This window comes from Herbaspirillum sp. SJZ107, from assembly GCF_006715485.1.
Taxonomy (GTDB): Bacteria; Pseudomonadota; Gammaproteobacteria; order Burkholderiales; family Burkholderiaceae_D; genus Telluria.
In genome coordinates this window covers 130,072-144,361 of sequence record NZ_VFNH01000001.1, presented here as the reverse complement: position 1 = coordinate 144,361, position 14,290 = coordinate 130,072, and the positions used below count along the sequence as shown (strand labels likewise).

Genomic DNA, 14,290 nt, shown 5'->3' with positions numbered 1-14,290 from the left:
TGATGCGGTAACCGGTGTCGGTTTCCTAGCCGGTGAACTGGACCTGGCAGTAGCGCACCGCGACAGCGCCGCCGGACATCACTGCGTCGTCTAACTGGCGCGCGATCGCCGGGTCCAGCACGCTGAACTTCCAGATGTTCGTGACGCCAGCGCCGTTGCCCTTGGCCTTCACGCGCTCGCCCTCCTGGACCATCTCGCCTTCCCAGCTCTTGTTGACGATGCCCTTTTGCGAGAACTTCTGGATCACGCCGACACGCACGCCTTCCGAGTAGCAGTTGCCGGCCTGCGCGGCCGCCGAACTCGCGAGCGCGACTGCCAGCATCGCCTTGATCAGTAAGCTTTTTTTCATGTTGGTTTCCCCTGGTCTGGTTGGTTATGCCGGCTGGCCGGCGAACATCTGCTCGAACTTCTCGCGCTTCATTACGTGGCCGGGCTCGATCGCCAATGGCGCCACTTCGATACGCATCGACTCCAGCAGCATGGCGTCGGCCGAAGGCATGCTCACGGTCTGGAACTGCATGCCTGGATCCAACTGCAGGCGCGGCGCGCCGAGCGACCACTTGCCACTGCTTTTCTTCGCGCCGATCTTGCGCAGCAGCGGCGTCACCGCGGAGCCGAAGCCCGAGCCGTTCCACATGCACCAGGCTTCGCCAATGCACTCGGCGATCTGGATCGGGCTGAGCGGCTCGCTGGCGGTGCGCAACACTTCGCGCACGCGCTCCTTGCGCGCTTCCTCGGTCATCGCCGCCGGCTTGTTCGTTTGATTCAAGTGCCCTCCTTTCATGACGGCGCGCATATCCGCTGACGCGCGCCGGGTTATCGTGGTATCGGTGGGGTGCGGCCTACTCGGACGCTTGACCGCGGAAATGCTTGCGGCGATCGCCCATCAGCGCGCGCAGGTCCTTGATCTCGATGCCCGAGACTTCGTGCATGCGGATCAGGGCCATGGCGCCGACCGGCAGCTTGCTGTGGCGGATCTTCGAAATCACCGGCGGGGCGAACTCCAGGGCCCGCGCCAGGGCCGCGTCGTTCTTCAGGTTCAGATGCTTCGTCACCGCATCGAGCAGTGCGCCCGGATCCGGGTTGAACTCTTCGGCCTGGCTGGCCGGTGCTGCTGCTGCTGCGGTCATTGCTCTCTCCCTGGTGGTAGTGTTGGTGGCGACACCCCTGTCGCCTGGGTTGCTGCTCACTTCGAAACCGGTTCGACGCCGTATTCAGATGCCAGCAGCGCCGCCTCGAGCGAGCGCTTCGCCGCGGTGTCCGCCTCGATCGATTCGCTGACCTCCTTGATGGCGTGCTGCAAGGCCTCGGGCGTTTGCTGAATAGAGGCGGTCACCAGCGCCGCCTTGGCCTCGGCACCTTCCTTGATCATGTTCTGCAGGTGATGCATGGCGTTGAACGGCGCCGGCGTAACGGACGCCAGGCTGTGCGACTCGACACCGATCGGGCGGTACATCTGATTCAGGCAATGCAGCTTCACGTCGAGCGGCAGCGCGGCCAGGATGCTCGGGACAATCCCGGCCGGCAGCGGGCAACCTTCGTCCAGCCAGCGGAACAGCTTCTGCGCCGCCTTCTTGGCCTGGGTGTAGGTGTCGCCCGAGAACGTGAAGTCGACGCCCGTTGCGGCCTCGCCGCCCAGCGCCTGGTGCGACTCCATCACCATCGCTGCGAAGGCCTCACGGCTCATGCAGGTGATCGTGTTCGCGCGGCGCCAGGCCTCGATCTCAGTGCGGAGAATGCCGGCGACGCTACTTGCATGAGTATTCATATTCATGACTGTTTCCTTTTTATAACTTAATCTGGCGACACTGAATTTCGACAACATTCGAGGCCCAACAAATGCCTGCTCCCCAAGCTTTCGTACTGATGAACCTTGATCTGGTTGCCGTTCCGCTCCAGGTGGGTGGCGCCGGCGTGGTAACGATCTACTGTGGCGAGCGCCGCGCCCGTCAGCTGCGTGACGCTGCAGAGCTCACGGCGGCACCAGGCGAAGCGGCCGGCGATTGCGAGCGGATGTATGCCCAGTCAGCGTCGGGTAGCAAGTCTTCGCAGCGGACGGCGCCGCCAGACTCGCGCTCGAGCAAGATGCAGAGTTCTGCCCGGAACGACTGGTGTCGGCTAGCGGCTTTTCGTAGGTACCCCTCACTGGTCCCGCACGCCTCGACGTACGCCGCTCGACCTTCCTTTGACAAGGAGTTGAGGTACTTCAGCAATTTGTCCATGACTACAATTTACCTGCGGGTAAAGTAGAAGTCAATACCTATGGGTCATTTACCTGTAAGTAAATTGCTGTTTGAATGCCGCATGGACAAATATGAAACTCGGCGACAGAACCTTTCCGCCCTCCTGCACCGCCATTGCGGCGGACGGGCGGCTACGCTCGCCGACTTGATAGATCGTTCGCCGTCTTATGTTTCAAGGATGCTTTACCCAGAAGGGAAAGCTGGGAAGAAACGGATTGGCGAGGATATGCGGGACCTTATCGAGGACGCGCTCTCGCTGCCTCGTGGGACACTGGATAGTCAGCCTGAAGTGCTTGAGGGATCGGAAGACACGCAAGCTGTGCGTCCGTCGGCTAGCCAGGTCTCGCCTGCCACCAAGCCAGAGCCGGCGCCCCCGGTCGTAGCGGCTGAGACTACGCTTGACCGCTTGGATCGAGCAGAGAAAGAGATCGTAGACCTATTCCGCCGCGCGACCGAGGAAGGGAAAAATATAATTCATCGCGTGGCGACTACAGTCGAGAAGACCGACGACTAACAGCCCTGCGCGGGCGAAGGCCCAGCGGCTGGCCGCGCGGCCGGCAGCGCCATGGCTAACTCTTCAGAGATGTCGACGAACGTCAGCTGGACGCTTCGCTTCATCGCTCGGTAGTTGCGGATGATAAGACGCTCGTTGCTTGTCAATGAGAGGGTGTCGCCCTCATCGGATTGGTTGCTGTTCTTCTGTCCCACTACGCCTCCGCCTGGAGATTCCTGCCGTTGTGTAGTGCCGCCAATGGCGCCCAGGTGCTGTAGGGCGCCAAGCTCGGCTGTTCGTTTTCTTCCTTGAGTACTGTATATCTATACAGTATGGGTCAAAGTTTAGCGCACTTTACTGACAAAGTGGCATGTCCAAATAAATATTTCTGTGCAGCTTCAAATTGTGGAAATTGGAGATATTTCGCTTACGCAATCCAGGCCCAGCTTGTGGACCACATGACACATTTATCATGGGTTTGTCTGATAGCTATCATCGCAATTACCACCTTTGTAAGTACACCAACCTATGATGAATAACCGAGACCTGCTCTCTTGTTCATTGCGAGGCTTATATGTGGCCTACCGTCGTTGCGCTGATCGTACTGCTGGTATTGATCTTGTGGATCCGCGCCAGAGAACCGGAGGTCGCAGTTGTGCCGAGACTGGTTGGGACCGGCAAATACGCTGTGGAGGTGGTGCCTGAGAGCGACTGCTCGGGCGGCCTGGATCGGATCTGCAGATCGAGAATCGACGGCGGCATCGACATGATGCTCCAGGCCCGCCTGATCCTCGAGAGTGACGACAGATTCGAGCGACAGGCTATTCGAGTGTCAATAAGGGGCCGCACTGTTGGCTACCTCCCCCGCGCCAATGCTCGCGACTTCCGGCGGGCCGCCACGTACGTTGGCCTCGGCCGTACCTTGATCTTCGAATGTGCCGCGGTCATCCGTGGCAGTGCCGATCACTACAGCGTGTGGCTCGACTTACCGAACGATGGCGTCATATAGCGAGCAACCTAATAGATGATCTCCGGAACTGAATCTGCCCTACCGATTTAGTAGCGTATGCTCGATCAATTAGCGAAAGAACAATAGGAGATCATTTTGCGCAAAGAACAGACAGATCGCTTCGAGGCTGAAGCAAGAGATGGGGACCGGTGCGTCATTGTTGAGTACACCACTGTTAGCTCCTCTAAAGCCATGCTGCACAATCACCACACCCCCGCCCGTGGAACCAAGAGCTTCATTGCACTGGATGGACGGAGCGTCTACTCCATTGGTAATGGTCAATTTCGAGACGTTCTATCCGAGCAAATATTCGTACGAGTCACTACTTAGCATGCCTGCACGCATACTGCGCAGGCTATTGCGGCCTTGCGCAAACAAGAAAATTACGCTGTCTGGCTCGACCTGGCCAGCTGGCGACGCTCGTTGAAGCTGCAGGTCTCTATGAAACGGATGTATGAAGAAAATTCTTCTTGCCGATGACTTCGATGTCGACATGATGCTAATCCGCATCGCCGTCGAAAGCTTTCATAGTCAGTACACGGTCAAGCTGGCGTATGACGGCGAGGAGGCGTATAGACTCCTCAAAACGATCCATTTCGACCTACTTCTGCTCGACATCAAAATGCCGCTGCTTGACGGCTTTGAGCTGATGGAACGCCTGCATGCTGATGGGGCTGGTTTGATCCCAACGATCATCGTCTCCGGCTTTGGAATTGCCGAGCATCGCGCTCGCGCGCTCGCACTTGGTGCGGACGACTTCATTCACAAAGCTGTCGACTATAACGTGTTCAAGGCTGATCTTCGGTCGGCGCTTGGTCGTCATGGCCTTCTGTAGTTGATCTTCTGACAGCGTTTCCTCAATGCAGTGACAATCCGTGAGCTTTTGGCAAGTTTACCCAGCTATACTCGCGCGAGCGATACGGCACGCTGGGCTGCCGCACGGGACCAATATGAGAGCACTTCCCTTGCTCGCTGGTTTACTGCTGAGCGCAGCTACGGCAACGCATGCGGCCGAGCCAGTGACCGTCCTGGGGCTGCCGCTGGGCGGCAAGTTGAAGATGCCAATCCGACAGTGTTCGTTCAAAGAGGTCGGCACCGATGCTCGCTCGATGTGCTGGGTTGACGCCCCTACTACCTACCAAGGGACAAAATCCGGCATTGTGATTGTGCCGGGCTCCGACAAGCGCCCGCTATGGGCCGCTCACGCAACATTCCGTATCGACGTGAGCCGCGATGGCACACTTGAATCGTTCAGCGCACACACGGCCCAAGCTAGTAGCTTCGTCGAAATTCTGAATTCGATTACTGGTCGGTTCGGCCAATCGACGCGCGAGTCGCGCCCGGGCTCGCGCATCCACTCGGCTCAGTGGAACTCGAAGGGGATGCATATCGAGCTGATCTGTTCAGACGACATGGGGTGCAACTCGGTGTTCGTGTCTGCTGCTGTGGTTACGGCAACCGAGCGCGCAGTGTCAGCGCGCAAAGCGATTGAGGCAGCCAGGCCAGCGGCGCCGTGATAATTGGAGAGTCTTTTGCTATTCTGACAGCGTACTATCGACAAATTTGGCGAAGCGAGAAATGGCTATAAACCAGGTCGCCGCCGTAAGCGCCTCATAATTTTCCGGTGAAGTATGAATAGCACATCGCATGCCGACATTGATTATTGGCTCGCCACTCTTGAGCAACTACGCGAAACGCGTACTTGCGACAGCCCGCGCTTTATTAAGCCGTTTCACCTTGCAACGCTTGCGCATATGCTCCGCCGTCAAAACCCGACGACGCTTAACATTGACGACAAGATTGCACCGTACGCGGACACCATGCAGTTATGGGAAGCGTTAGGCATTGCATCGCCCTTCCCGCCCAAAGCTAGACGGCCAAAGGGCCGGTACCATCCCATCGTGTTGCTACGTGATGTCCGGTCGACGGAGGGGCTGTCTAACGCCCTCGCATTGCTATTCAGGTCTGTGTGTGAAAACGAACAGACAATTGATGCAGTGCAAACAATGATGAGAGAGCTTATTGATAACTGCTTTTCGCATTGCGAGGTCACTGACGGGGTCTACGGTCTTATCTGCGCTCAACTCTGGAACGGGGGTCGGCGAGCGCAGATCTGCCTGGCCGATACTGGCATCGGTATTCGCAACTCATTGGAGCAGAATGAGCTGCTGAAAGGTCGCTTAGACGAAGAAAATTGTTGTCAGATGGCAACAGAATTTGGAGTTACAGGCAAGCCAGGCAAGGGACACTCGGGTTACGGTTTACACGTAGCGCGCCGACTCCTTGAGCAGAACAATGGGGTGCTATACGTGAGGTCTGGTCACGAGGCGTTCTGTTTGTCAAAAGGCAAAACGACAAGCATCAAGACAAATTTGCACTGGGATGGTACCTTACTTGTAATTGAATGGAATTTGGACGGCCCAGTAGATATAGGACAAGTTTACCGCGAGATGCCACTACCTGAGGATATGAGCGATGATGATTTCAACTTTTAAAGTCGATATTGGTGACATTGCTCCAGAGCTAACTTCGCGCCCAGTAGGCGCTGGCGCAAGGCGACAATTACTCGCCTTACTCGAAGAGCACGAGAGTATCGACATTGACTTTCACTTCAAGAGCCTGACACCATCTTTTGCGGATGAATGTGTTGGCCAGCTTGCTGCCTTCATTGGAATGAAGGACTTCCGCGAGCGAGTAAAACTGAGCAACCTAAGCGATGCCGCTAAGCCGCTTATGAAGCATGTGATACTTACGCGGTGTAGCGCAGCACGATAACCATGAGCCAGCCCGCCTTGAGCGGGCTTTTTTACGCCCAGGGTGCTGACTTGCTCTTGCGGTAGCGCCGGGCCAGGCGTGGAACGAAGCCTGGCACTGGCGACGACCTCATGGGTAACGCCGGGACTGCGCGCGGCGCAGCTGTAACCGGCCGGACCTGAGCGGCAGCAGGCGCCGGTTTCGTCTCCTCCTGCGCTCTCATCAGGCCATCCAAGCCACGTTGCGCCTTGCTGGCTGTCGAGCCTTTCGCTGTGGCGATCCGCGCTCGCAGATCGTCGAGCATGGCCTCGGTGATTTCGATCGGGCCGTACTTTCTTGGCCAGCCAGGCTGCAGCGGATACGGCACGCCGAACGCCAACGCCTCGATGTGCGTCAGCGCCTTTACTTCGCCCCTGCCCTGCAGGTAGCGCGTCAGCGTGATTTTTTCCGACATTTTCGGACCTTTTTTATCCGCACCCTCTATAGGTACTGTTGAAGTATCAATTCTTGGCTGTTCTGAGAAGGTATTTCTAAGTTACTGGTTCTAAGGGTATCCCAGCAGAGCCGAGGTCCAGAGCGGCACCCTCCCTAAAGGCCAGTCAAAAAGACTCGCTTCCGTGGAGAGCGCCTGCATCCCATGCTTTCGCTTTCGGACACTTTCGCTGTTTCGCAGACTTTCCAGGTGTCTCCACCTGATCCCCCGGCGCGCTCTACGAACTACCACCCACGCGTTGCCCTTCCGGCTTCCTTGGCACTTGGCCCTGGACGTCGGCGGTTTCCCCTCCCTGCTCCAGGCTTGCAACCAGCCGAACTCGACCGGTAAGCGAATTCTACACATATTTTTACCTGAGGGTATATTTTTACTTGCGTTAGTTTTTACCTAGGGGTAAAGTAACTACATCAACGCAGCGAACTCACCAGGAGCCAGCGATGCAGCAGACGACCAAGCCGAGCAATCAGCAAGTGCGTAGTTGGATGCAGCAGAGGCAGGAACAGAACGGGCCACCGCCGAGCCTGGAAGAAATTCGGCGCCAGTTGGGCTGGCACATGGTTGAGGCAGAGCGCGAGGCAAATCGGCCTCGGTAACGAAATCAGGCGGCGCATTGGGCGCAGCGAGACAGGAGATCGGAATGGGAACTCGTGCAGATTTTTACGTAGGCAAAGGCAAGAACGCGGAATGGCTCGGCAGCATCGGCTGGGACGGGTACCCGGACGGGATCACTGAGGCGGTGCGCAGCGCGACTGACGAAGCGTCTTACCGCGCCGCAGTGAGCAGTTTTTTCGCTGCCCGCAACGACGTCACGTTGCCGGAGCATGGCTGGCCCTGGCCCTGGAACGACAGCGGCACCACGGATTACTCGTACTGGCACTTCGACGGCAAGACGATGGCTTCCGGGTTCGGCGGCGGGCTCTTTGCTTGTGACGAAGAAGAGCCGGAGGACGACGATGATCTCGAGGTCGTCGAGATGCCAGATATGAGCGCAAGGAAGAAAGTCGCCGCCGCCGGCAGTGACCGATCCGGCGTAATCGCGGTAGGCGGATAGTCACAGCCCCGCGCCCACCCGCCGGGCGCACAGGAGAAGAACGTTGCAGGACCGCAGGAAAAACACCCCGCGCAAGAAAGCGCGATACCGCTACACCGCCGCTGACTGGTTTGTTGGCATCTGGGTTGCGGCAGGCCTGGCGGTTGCGGCCACCGGCATCTGGAATTTGATTGGGAGCTTTTGAGATGAACGCGATTCCGCAACCCTGGACTGACAGCTACCTGCGCGCTGCGATCCGCCAAGAGGTCGACCTGGCGCGCGCCATGGGCCACGTCGTAGCGGTACCGAACTTAGTAACCGCGGTGACGACCCTACGCCCGACCACGAAGCGCGGCTACAAGTTCATGCCGCCGTCGTATCGCCCTGGCGATGATGGCCTGCCCTTCTGGCGCCGCAGCTGGAATGCGGCCGGCCCGCTGTCGACCGACTTGGGCATCTCGGTTATCCATGACCCGCACGAAGGCACGGTGTCCGCGGGGGCTGGCGGCGGTCGACGCAACATCACCGAGAGCTATGCCGACCACCCAAGCCCGGATGCGGCCACTTGGGCGGCGATCGTCGGCGCGGCGATCCGGCTACTGGAAGCGCAGAACTCGATGTAACCCCTATCGCTCGATATCGAGCCGCCGGCACGGCGCCAGTGCGACACCGAAAACGCAGGAGAACAGCATGGCTTTCCGCATCACCGTGATCGACAGCGCCGGCATCAAGCAGCGCCCGTATATCGCCATCGGCGACCGCAATGCCCTGATGGATGCAGCGTATGACCGAGGCGCCCTGGGCGTCACCGTGCTGGGCGTTCCTGCGGAGCGTGTGCTGTGACCCGCGTAACCGAGCGGGAACTCGCCGCAGCCAAGGTCAAGCTCGCCGGCCTGATGATCCTGGGTGTCGTGGAGGCGATCGTCCTGGTGGCGACGAAGTTCGGCCAATGATCCGCCGGACCGTCGCCGCACTTCTGGGCGCAACCCTGTTCCTGGGCCTGCTGGCAGAAGTCCAGCGCCTGGATGAAATCGCGATTGAGCGTGAAGTGCTGCAGCTCGACGCGCGCCAATAACAACGACAAGGACCAAGAGATGAAACGCCGCCGCTCCTACAACCCATTCCCGACGCCATTCGTATCGCGCCGCCAGCGCTTCGAGGACGCGATCGCCAGCGACAACGCCCGCGCGCGGCGCGACACCGCAGCTGCGAAGGCGCAGGAAGCAGCCACCCAGCCAGCAGCAAACGACGACCAGACGGAGAAAAAGCAAAATGGATAACGCACAGAACCGCCGGGCCGACGACAAGCGCGCACCTGGCCAGCTGCAGTGGGGCGAGTCGGGCTACACCATCCCTGTCGGTTCCGTACTTACCGGCGCCATCGCCGCTGCGCCGATACTTACGCCGGACATTGTGATGCACGGCCTGCGCATCACCAAGGACGGCATCACCTACAACGGCCAGGAGATCAAAGATGCCGGCGTCGTACACGCTGCGCTGATGGGCGTCTTGAGCGGCAAACCTCTGCCGCCGGCCTCCCCGAGTGCTGCAAGTATCGAAGGGCTGACGCGGTACTCTGCTGTGCGCGGCCACGCTCCCACGATGGCGCCGTGCCCGCTCGGGGACTACTACCTCACCGCCGACGTCGAGCGCCTTCTCGCCGCTCAATCAGCGAAGCAAGGCCCCCAGCCCTCGGCATGGATCAGCGTCGATGAGCGCTTGCCGGAACTTGGCCAGAAGGTGATTGCATATCGCCCGACCGCTGCACAGACCAGCGATCCAACAATCAACATTATTCGATATACGGGCCGCGAGCGGGAGTCGTGGCAAGGCGTGAAGCACGGCTTTGACTGCATCTGCCATCCGACGCACTGGATGCCGTTGCCCGCCGCTCCTGGCACCCAGCCCCAGGCAGCGCCCGAGCAGGCCGCCCAGGTGCAGGCCGATGTGCGGGACCAGGCGCTGGCCGAACTGATCGAATGTGCCGAAGCCGCCGTGGTCGATATGCAGGAATGGATGCAGACCTACGGCGAAAACGGCGGCACCACGACAACGGTCAAAAAACTCAATGCCGCCATTCGCGCCATGAAGTCGAAGCGCGCAGCTAGCACCGATGGCGAGGCCCGCGATGAGTAAGCCGACAGACGATCAGATCCTGGCAGCACTTCGCGAAGGCGGCCAGTGCATGACCTACGTGGTCGCTGCTCGCCTATCGATGAAGAAGCACAGCGGCTGCGACACGGCGTTCGTGCTGCGTCGCCTCAAGGCGCTGGAGAAGGCTGGCAAGGCCGAGCGCCGCCCGTCCCCCTACGCCGTGCAAATCTGCTGGCGGGCTGTCGCTGAGAAGCTCCTGACGCGCTGTGCCGCTGGACGGGACGGCGAATGCCATCACCCGGATTGCCCGCAGTTCCATGACAGAGAGCCGGCCACTTCCGGGCGCACTGTCCACTCGACAACAATGCTGGAGACGACGAATGAACCAACCGACTACCGCCAGCATCGATCTGGCACAACTGGACGCACTGGAAATCGAGCGTACGGGCGATTTCACCGTGCGTATCGTCTTCAATCACAAGGAATCGTGCGACCGCTTTCTCGCCCGCCGCTCCCTTACCAGCGGAGCGCCCGCCATGGTTCAAGCTCTGGAAAAGGGTGATGAGCGCGAATCGTCGAAGTGGTTTGAAATCCACCCATCGGAAGTGCCGTTTTACAAAGACGAGGGCTATAGCATCCGCGAACTCTACGCCCGTCCTGTCCATGATGCCGCTGCCCCGAGCACGCTGCAGGCGGCTTACGACGCTCCACTCGACATTCACAAGCACATTGTCAACAGATACAAAGCAGAACTGTTGGCCGGTGCCGCTGCAAAGACCGATCATGCGCGCACCAACCACGATATCGCTGACCGCCTGTCGCTGTGGCTGTCTTCGTCGCTTAACGACCACCTGCGCCAGGACGAATACCGCAAGCACATCCGGGCATGGCTGGACTTCAACGGCAACGGCGAGGCTTTGTCGGCCACCGCAGCAGGTGCAGGAAGCGATCAGGCGAGCTACATGGACACGAAACCATACGAACGGCTATTTGGCGTTACCGTACAGGACGAGCGTGCGCCAATCGATGCCATCCAATTTGCACTGGAATTGGCAGAGCACGAAAACGACGATGCAGCTATATCGTTCCTGACAGCGTGGAACGTCGAAGATATTAGTTACCTGCAAGCCAACTGGCCGGACTTCAAAGACTGCAGAGTGCCTACCAAAAACGCTATCCCACGCGATGCGTGGGCGCGAAAGATCATGTTTGCCGCGTATTCGCGCTGCCTCGGTGATGACCGGCTGTCGCCAGACCAGATCGCGGATGTTTTGCTGTCGGTCCGCGCCGCTCACCCTGGCCGGGATGGCGAGAAGGATGCGCAAGTCGTGACCGACGAAATGATTCATGCCATGAAAATGGTTGATATGGCTGCGGACTATACCGGTCTCGGCGTCAGTGAGGCGCAGCGCTACGCAGCGATCTATCGTGCAGCCATGGCCGCCGCTCAACAGGATGCGAAAGGAGGTGCAGCATGAGCAAACGAATCTATCCACTGCAAATCGAGAATGTCGGCGAAGACATCTACACCCTGATGTCACGCGGACATCATGACCCCGAGGCGTTCATGCGCCAGGTGCGTGCGGATGGCTACGAATGGCCGCTGGGCATGCCAAAGCATATTTGGCTGCGCTGCATCCCGCCGCCGGATGGCTACGTGACTTGGTACGTCGAGGCGACCGAAGGAGCACGCGGTGCGTTCCCTGCTACTCAATGCTGGGAGTCACAAGGCAGCGAGACATACGAGGCGATCATGGCCGCCACGCAACCAAAGGAGCCACCCCATGCCTGACCACCAGACCGGCGGCGGAAAGCGGTGGACGAAGACGGAAGCGCGGCAAGAGGCGCGGCGGTACGCGGCTGCACTGCTGGATACTCAGGATTCGCCGGATTGGACGATTGATGCCGGCCTGCCGCTCGCAATGGAAACCGTGTTCATGGACGAACTGCGCCGGTTGGCTGGCCGCATTCGCAAAACCATCAAGGAGCAAGACAGTGACTAACCACCAGACCAGCCCTGTGGGCGAAGATGCAGCCCTGTTGCCTTGCCCGTTTTGCGGCGGCACCGATACGTACGTCGAGCGCCTGGATTATTCGGCTGCTTATGTGCAGTGCGACAGTAGGATTGATGAGCACTGCGCCTGCTTGGCGCGCGGCCCGGTTGGTGTGCAGGATGACGACGGCGAAGAAATTCCCGGCGCAGCTGCGGCCATCAGGGCGTGGAACGAACAAGCCGCTCGCCGCGCCGCTCCCACCCAGCCAAAAGCACAGGTAGGGAGCATCGATACGCCGGAGTTCTCCGGGCTGCTGGCAGATTTCGGCCACAACTGGACCAATGGCGACGAGGCGCAGAAAGCCAGCCGGGCCGCCATCATCGCCCACATCGACGCCTTGGCAGGTAGCCGCGCTGGCGATGCGGTGCGACTGCTACGGGAATCGCGTGCGGTACTGGAAACGTGGAAGGACATTGTACCGGCCGTCAGCCTGTGCGCGGACATCGACAAGGTACTCGTTGCCGCTCCTGATCCTGGCAAGCAGGCGGAGAATGATCAGGATGCTTCAGCTTGAGCGGCGCTATAGCTCTATGGATATGGTGGCTGATGTGGGTGCCGGAGACGCCGGCAGGGGTAGGAGGGAAAGATGATGGACGGGATGTTTCTAGACGACGAAGAACTGCGCAGCATGACGAAGCGCGTGCAGCGGGCCGCCCAAGTGAAGGTGCTGCGTGGGATGGGGATCGAGCACCGACAGCGCCCTGACGGGACCCTGGCGGTGATGCGCGCGCACGTTGAGAAAGTCTTCGGAGTAGCCCCGGCCGCTACTCGCAAGATCAAGTCGAAAGAGCCTAACTGGGGAGCGCTTGATGCCGCGCGAGCGTAAGCCAGAAAACAAGGGGCTGCCGCTGCGCTGGAGGCATACACACGGCGCCTATTACTACCAGGTGCCGCCTGGCCAGGAGTCCGCCTGGGACGGCAAGAAGCTGTTCCGGCTCGGAGCTACGCTTGCCGACGCCTACACAGCGTGGGCCGAGCGCCTCCGCTATGTGCAGGATGCGAAGACTGTCGCCCAGCTGCTCGATCGATACGCGCTTGAGGTGATCCCAAAGAAGGCCGTCACTACGCAGGCGCAGAACCAAAGCGCAATAAAGAAAATCCGGATCGCGTTCGGCGCGATGGGCCTGGCCGATATCAAGCCAATGCATGTGTACCGGTACGTCGATAAGGCCACAGGGAAAACCGGCGCGAAGCGCGAGGTTGAAGTGCTGTCGCACGCCCTGACCAAGGCTGTCGAATGGGGGTTTATCGATCGGCACCCGTTCAAGGGTGAGACGCGCTTCGAGGGCGAAAAGTCGCGCACGCGCTATGTTGAGGATTGGGAAGTGGTTGAGTGCCTGTCGCTGGCGCCGCGGCGCAAGGCTGGCAGCGTGCTGGCGGCCCAGGCCTATATCAGGATCAAGCTGCTGACCGGCCTACGTCGCGGCGACATGCTGCGCCTGACGATGTCCGACTTGAAGGACGACGGGATGCACGTCGAGCCCCATAAGACCCGCGACTCGACCGGCAAGCGGATGATTATCGAATGGTCCGACGAACTGCGCACCGCGGTCTCGCTGGCGAAGAGCGCGCGACCAATGAAGCTGTCACCCTTCCTGTTCTGCAACCGGGATGGCGAGGGCTATATCGATGAGAAAACTGGCCGCGCCGGCGGGTGGGAATCGCTTTGGCGCAACTTCATCGCCCGAGTGATGGATGAGACGAAGGTCGAGGAGCACTTCACAGAACACGACTTGCGGGCCAAGTGCGCCAGTGATGCCGAGACGCTTGAGCACGCGCGCCAGCTGCTCGCGCATGCGGACGGCAAGATCACGGAGCGGGTCTACCGGCGTCGGCCGGAGGTGGTCAAACCACTGCGCTGATGGTCATTTGAATAGTACACTGCCGCTGAATAATACAAAGGCCGCTAAAAAGCGGCCTTGTTTTCATTCTTGGCGGAGAGAGGGGGATTCGAACCCCCGATAGGCTATGAACCTATACACGCTTTCCAGGCGTGCGACTTAAACCACTCATCCATCTCTCCTGATGGGTTTTCGCATCACTGCGAAGCCGCCTATTATAACAAGCTTTCTCGGCTGCACAAGAGCATCTTGGCAAGCAGCGTGCTAAGGTAACGGGTC

Annotated in this window: 24 protein-coding genes and 1 tRNA gene; 17 read left to right on the top strand and 8 right to left on the bottom strand. The window is 59.6% G+C overall.

Features of this window, described 5'->3' with window-relative positions; all coding sequences use genetic code 11:
* Positions 1 to 25: 25 nt before the first annotated feature.
* From FBX97_RS00640 to FBX97_RS29420, 6 genes are all read right to left on the bottom strand, one after another.
* On the bottom strand, positions 26 to 349 hold the full coding sequence (locus FBX97_RS00640) for a hypothetical protein (RefSeq protein WP_141828336.1): 324 nt from the start codon (positions 347 to 349) through the stop codon (positions 26 to 28).
* 24 nt (positions 350 to 373) lie between these two features.
* Entirely contained in the window at positions 374 to 769 is a 396-nt protein-coding gene (locus FBX97_RS00635; protein WP_141828335.1) for a hypothetical protein, read from the bottom strand.
* A gap of 73 nt (positions 770 to 842) precedes the next feature.
* Positions 843 to 1,130 (bottom strand): hypothetical protein, encoded by a 288-nt coding sequence (locus tag FBX97_RS00630; RefSeq protein WP_141828334.1) that lies wholly within the window; start codon positions 1,128 to 1,130, stop codon positions 843 to 845.
* 56 nt (positions 1,131 to 1,186) lie between these two features.
* On the bottom strand, positions 1,187 to 1,774 hold the full coding sequence (locus FBX97_RS00625) for a hypothetical protein (protein WP_141828333.1): 588 nt from the start codon (positions 1,772 to 1,774) through the stop codon (positions 1,187 to 1,189).
* Between the two features lie 175 nt (positions 1,775 to 1,949).
* Complete coding sequence (locus FBX97_RS00620; protein ID WP_141828332.1) at positions 1,950 to 2,222, bottom strand: YdaS family helix-turn-helix protein; 273 nt, start codon at positions 2,220 to 2,222, stop codon at positions 1,950 to 1,952.
* A gap of 531 nt (positions 2,223 to 2,753) precedes the next feature.
* On the bottom strand, positions 2,754 to 2,951 hold the full coding sequence (locus FBX97_RS29420; RefSeq protein WP_185748422.1) for a hypothetical protein: 198 nt from the start codon (positions 2,949 to 2,951) through the stop codon (positions 2,754 to 2,756).
* Positions 2,952 to 3,310: 359 nt separating this feature from the next.
* On the opposite strand from FBX97_RS29420, the gene FBX97_RS00615 reads away from it, so the two are divergent.
* The 5 genes from FBX97_RS00615 (at position 3,311) to FBX97_RS00595 (ending at position 6,520) form a co-directional block, all read left to right on the top strand.
* Complete coding sequence (locus FBX97_RS00615; protein WP_141828331.1) at positions 3,311 to 3,745, top strand: hypothetical protein; 435 nt, start codon at positions 3,311 to 3,313, stop codon at positions 3,743 to 3,745.
* A 454-nt stretch (positions 3,746 to 4,199) separates the two neighbouring features.
* Positions 4,200 to 4,580 carry a response regulator gene (locus FBX97_RS00610; protein WP_141828330.1) on the top strand — a complete coding sequence of 127 codons (381 nt, stop codon included), beginning with the start codon at positions 4,200 to 4,202 and terminating at the stop codon, positions 4,578 to 4,580.
* Positions 4,581 to 4,695: 115 nt separating this feature from the next.
* Positions 4,696 to 5,262 carry a hypothetical protein gene (locus FBX97_RS00605; protein ID WP_141828329.1) on the top strand — a complete coding sequence of 189 codons (567 nt, stop codon included), beginning with the start codon at positions 4,696 to 4,698 and terminating at the stop codon, positions 5,260 to 5,262.
* Positions 5,263 to 5,376: 114 nt separating this feature from the next.
* A complete protein-coding gene (locus tag FBX97_RS00600; protein ID WP_141828328.1) occupies positions 5,377 to 6,240 on the top strand; it encodes an ATP-binding protein in 864 nt (287 codons plus the stop codon).
* Positions 6,221 to 6,520: an STAS-like domain-containing protein gene (locus FBX97_RS00595; RefSeq protein ID WP_141828327.1), complete on the top strand. Its 300-nt coding sequence runs from the start codon at positions 6,221 to 6,223 to the stop codon at positions 6,518 to 6,520. Before FBX97_RS00600 ends, FBX97_RS00595 begins: the two co-directional genes overlap by 20 nt.
* A 31-nt stretch (positions 6,521 to 6,551) precedes the next feature.
* Here the strand turns inward: FBX97_RS00595 and FBX97_RS00590 are convergent, their stop codons facing one another.
* On the bottom strand, positions 6,552 to 6,953 hold the full coding sequence (locus FBX97_RS00590; protein ID WP_141828326.1) for a hypothetical protein: 402 nt from the start codon (positions 6,951 to 6,953) through the stop codon (positions 6,552 to 6,554).
* A 676-nt stretch (positions 6,954 to 7,629) separates the two neighbouring features.
* Here FBX97_RS00590 and FBX97_RS00585 point away from each other — a divergent pair.
* From FBX97_RS00585 to FBX97_RS00540, 12 genes are all read left to right on the top strand, one after another.
* Complete coding sequence (locus FBX97_RS00585; RefSeq protein WP_141828325.1) at positions 7,630 to 8,043, top strand: hypothetical protein; 414 nt, start codon at positions 7,630 to 7,632, stop codon at positions 8,041 to 8,043.
* Between the two features lie 185 nt (positions 8,044 to 8,228).
* On the top strand, positions 8,229 to 8,645 hold the full coding sequence (locus tag FBX97_RS00580) for a hypothetical protein (RefSeq protein WP_141828324.1): 417 nt from the start codon (positions 8,229 to 8,231) through the stop codon (positions 8,643 to 8,645).
* Between the two features lie 67 nt (positions 8,646 to 8,712).
* A complete protein-coding gene (locus tag FBX97_RS29415) occupies positions 8,713 to 8,865 on the top strand; it encodes a hypothetical protein (protein ID WP_185748421.1) in 153 nt (50 codons plus the stop codon).
* A 106-nt stretch (positions 8,866 to 8,971) separates the two neighbouring features.
* Positions 8,972 to 9,097 carry a hypothetical protein gene (locus FBX97_RS29925; protein ID WP_255517234.1) on the top strand — a complete coding sequence of 42 codons (126 nt, stop codon included), beginning with the start codon at positions 8,972 to 8,974 and terminating at the stop codon, positions 9,095 to 9,097.
* A gap of 19 nt (positions 9,098 to 9,116) precedes the next feature.
* Positions 9,117 to 9,302 carry a hypothetical protein gene (locus FBX97_RS00575; protein ID WP_141828323.1) on the top strand — a complete coding sequence of 62 codons (186 nt, stop codon included), beginning with the start codon at positions 9,117 to 9,119 and terminating at the stop codon, positions 9,300 to 9,302.
* A complete protein-coding gene (locus FBX97_RS00570) occupies positions 9,295 to 10,158 on the top strand; it encodes a DUF551 domain-containing protein (protein ID WP_141828322.1) in 864 nt (287 codons plus the stop codon). The genes FBX97_RS00575 and FBX97_RS00570 overlap by 8 nt, the downstream gene beginning before the upstream one ends.
* Before the next feature lie 338 nt (positions 10,159 to 10,496).
* Positions 10,497 to 11,594, top strand: coding sequence for a hypothetical protein (locus tag FBX97_RS00560; RefSeq protein ID WP_185748420.1), 1,098 nt, complete (start codon positions 10,497 to 10,499; stop codon positions 11,592 to 11,594).
* Positions 11,591 to 11,908 (top strand): hypothetical protein, encoded by a 318-nt coding sequence (locus FBX97_RS00555; protein WP_185748419.1) that lies wholly within the window; start codon positions 11,591 to 11,593, stop codon positions 11,906 to 11,908. The genes FBX97_RS00560 and FBX97_RS00555 overlap by 4 nt, the downstream gene beginning before the upstream one ends.
* Positions 11,901 to 12,119 (top strand): hypothetical protein, encoded by a 219-nt coding sequence (locus FBX97_RS29410; RefSeq protein ID WP_185748418.1) that lies wholly within the window; start codon positions 11,901 to 11,903, stop codon positions 12,117 to 12,119. Before FBX97_RS00555 ends, FBX97_RS29410 begins: the two co-directional genes overlap by 8 nt.
* Positions 12,112 to 12,684 (top strand): Lar family restriction alleviation protein, encoded by a 573-nt coding sequence (locus FBX97_RS00550; RefSeq protein ID WP_185748417.1) that lies wholly within the window; start codon positions 12,112 to 12,114, stop codon positions 12,682 to 12,684. The genes FBX97_RS29410 and FBX97_RS00550 overlap by 8 nt, the downstream gene beginning before the upstream one ends.
* 72 nt (positions 12,685 to 12,756) lie before the next feature.
* Positions 12,757 to 12,996, top strand: coding sequence for a DUF4224 domain-containing protein (locus FBX97_RS00545; RefSeq protein ID WP_141828319.1), 240 nt, complete (start codon positions 12,757 to 12,759; stop codon positions 12,994 to 12,996).
* On the top strand, positions 12,980 to 14,032 hold the full coding sequence (locus tag FBX97_RS00540; RefSeq protein ID WP_141828318.1) for a tyrosine-type recombinase/integrase: 1,053 nt from the start codon (positions 12,980 to 12,982) through the stop codon (positions 14,030 to 14,032). Before FBX97_RS00545 ends, FBX97_RS00540 begins: the two co-directional genes overlap by 17 nt.
* A gap of 70 nt (positions 14,033 to 14,102) precedes the next feature.
* On the opposite strand, the gene FBX97_RS00535 is transcribed toward FBX97_RS00540, so the two are convergent.
* A tRNA-Ser gene (locus FBX97_RS00535) sits at positions 14,103 to 14,193 on the bottom strand.
* Between the last annotated feature and the right edge of the window lie 97 nt (positions 14,194 to 14,290).

Coding starts and splice junctions, on each gene's coding strand:
- FBX97_RS00640 (WP_141828336.1), bottom strand. CDS start 349: ATGAAAAAAAGCTTACTGATCAAGGCGATGCTGGCAGTCGCGCTCGCG.
- FBX97_RS00630 (WP_141828334.1), bottom strand. CDS start 1,130: ATGACCGCAGCAGCAGCAGCACCGGCCAGCCAGGCCGAAGAGTTCAAC.
- FBX97_RS00625 (WP_141828333.1), bottom strand. CDS start 1,774: ATGAATATGAATACTCATGCAAGTAGCGTCGCCGGCATTCTCCGCACT.
- FBX97_RS00620 (WP_141828332.1), bottom strand. CDS start 2,222: ATGGACAAATTGCTGAAGTACCTCAACTCCTTGTCAAAGGAAGGTCGA.
- FBX97_RS00615 (WP_141828331.1), top strand. CDS start 3,311: ATGTGGCCTACCGTCGTTGCGCTGATCGTACTGCTGGTATTGATCTTG.
- FBX97_RS00610 (WP_141828330.1), top strand. CDS start 4,200: ATGAAGAAAATTCTTCTTGCCGATGACTTCGATGTCGACATGATGCTA.
- FBX97_RS00605 (WP_141828329.1), top strand. CDS start 4,696: ATGAGAGCACTTCCCTTGCTCGCTGGTTTACTGCTGAGCGCAGCTACG.
- FBX97_RS00600 (WP_141828328.1), top strand. CDS start 5,377: ATGAATAGCACATCGCATGCCGACATTGATTATTGGCTCGCCACTCTT.
- FBX97_RS00595 (WP_141828327.1), top strand. CDS start 6,221: ATGATGATTTCAACTTTTAAAGTCGATATTGGTGACATTGCTCCAGAG.
- FBX97_RS00590 (WP_141828326.1), bottom strand. CDS start 6,953: ATGTCGGAAAAAATCACGCTGACGCGCTACCTGCAGGGCAGGGGCGAA.
- FBX97_RS00585 (WP_141828325.1), top strand. CDS start 7,630: ATGGGAACTCGTGCAGATTTTTACGTAGGCAAAGGCAAGAACGCGGAA.
- FBX97_RS00580 (WP_141828324.1), top strand. CDS start 8,229: ATGAACGCGATTCCGCAACCCTGGACTGACAGCTACCTGCGCGCTGCG.
- FBX97_RS29415 (WP_185748421.1), top strand. CDS start 8,713: ATGGCTTTCCGCATCACCGTGATCGACAGCGCCGGCATCAAGCAGCGC.
- FBX97_RS29925 (WP_255517234.1), top strand. CDS start 8,972: ATGATCCGCCGGACCGTCGCCGCACTTCTGGGCGCAACCCTGTTCCTG.
- FBX97_RS00575 (WP_141828323.1), top strand. CDS start 9,117: ATGAAACGCCGCCGCTCCTACAACCCATTCCCGACGCCATTCGTATCG.
- FBX97_RS00570 (WP_141828322.1), top strand. CDS start 9,295: ATGGATAACGCACAGAACCGCCGGGCCGACGACAAGCGCGCACCTGGC.
- FBX97_RS00560 (WP_185748420.1), top strand. CDS start 10,497: ATGAACCAACCGACTACCGCCAGCATCGATCTGGCACAACTGGACGCA.
- FBX97_RS00555 (WP_185748419.1), top strand. CDS start 11,591: ATGAGCAAACGAATCTATCCACTGCAAATCGAGAATGTCGGCGAAGAC.
- FBX97_RS29410 (WP_185748418.1), top strand. CDS start 11,901: ATGCCTGACCACCAGACCGGCGGCGGAAAGCGGTGGACGAAGACGGAA.
- FBX97_RS00545 (WP_141828319.1), top strand. CDS start 12,757: ATGATGGACGGGATGTTTCTAGACGACGAAGAACTGCGCAGCATGACG.
- FBX97_RS00540 (WP_141828318.1), top strand. CDS start 12,980: ATGCCGCGCGAGCGTAAGCCAGAAAACAAGGGGCTGCCGCTGCGCTGG.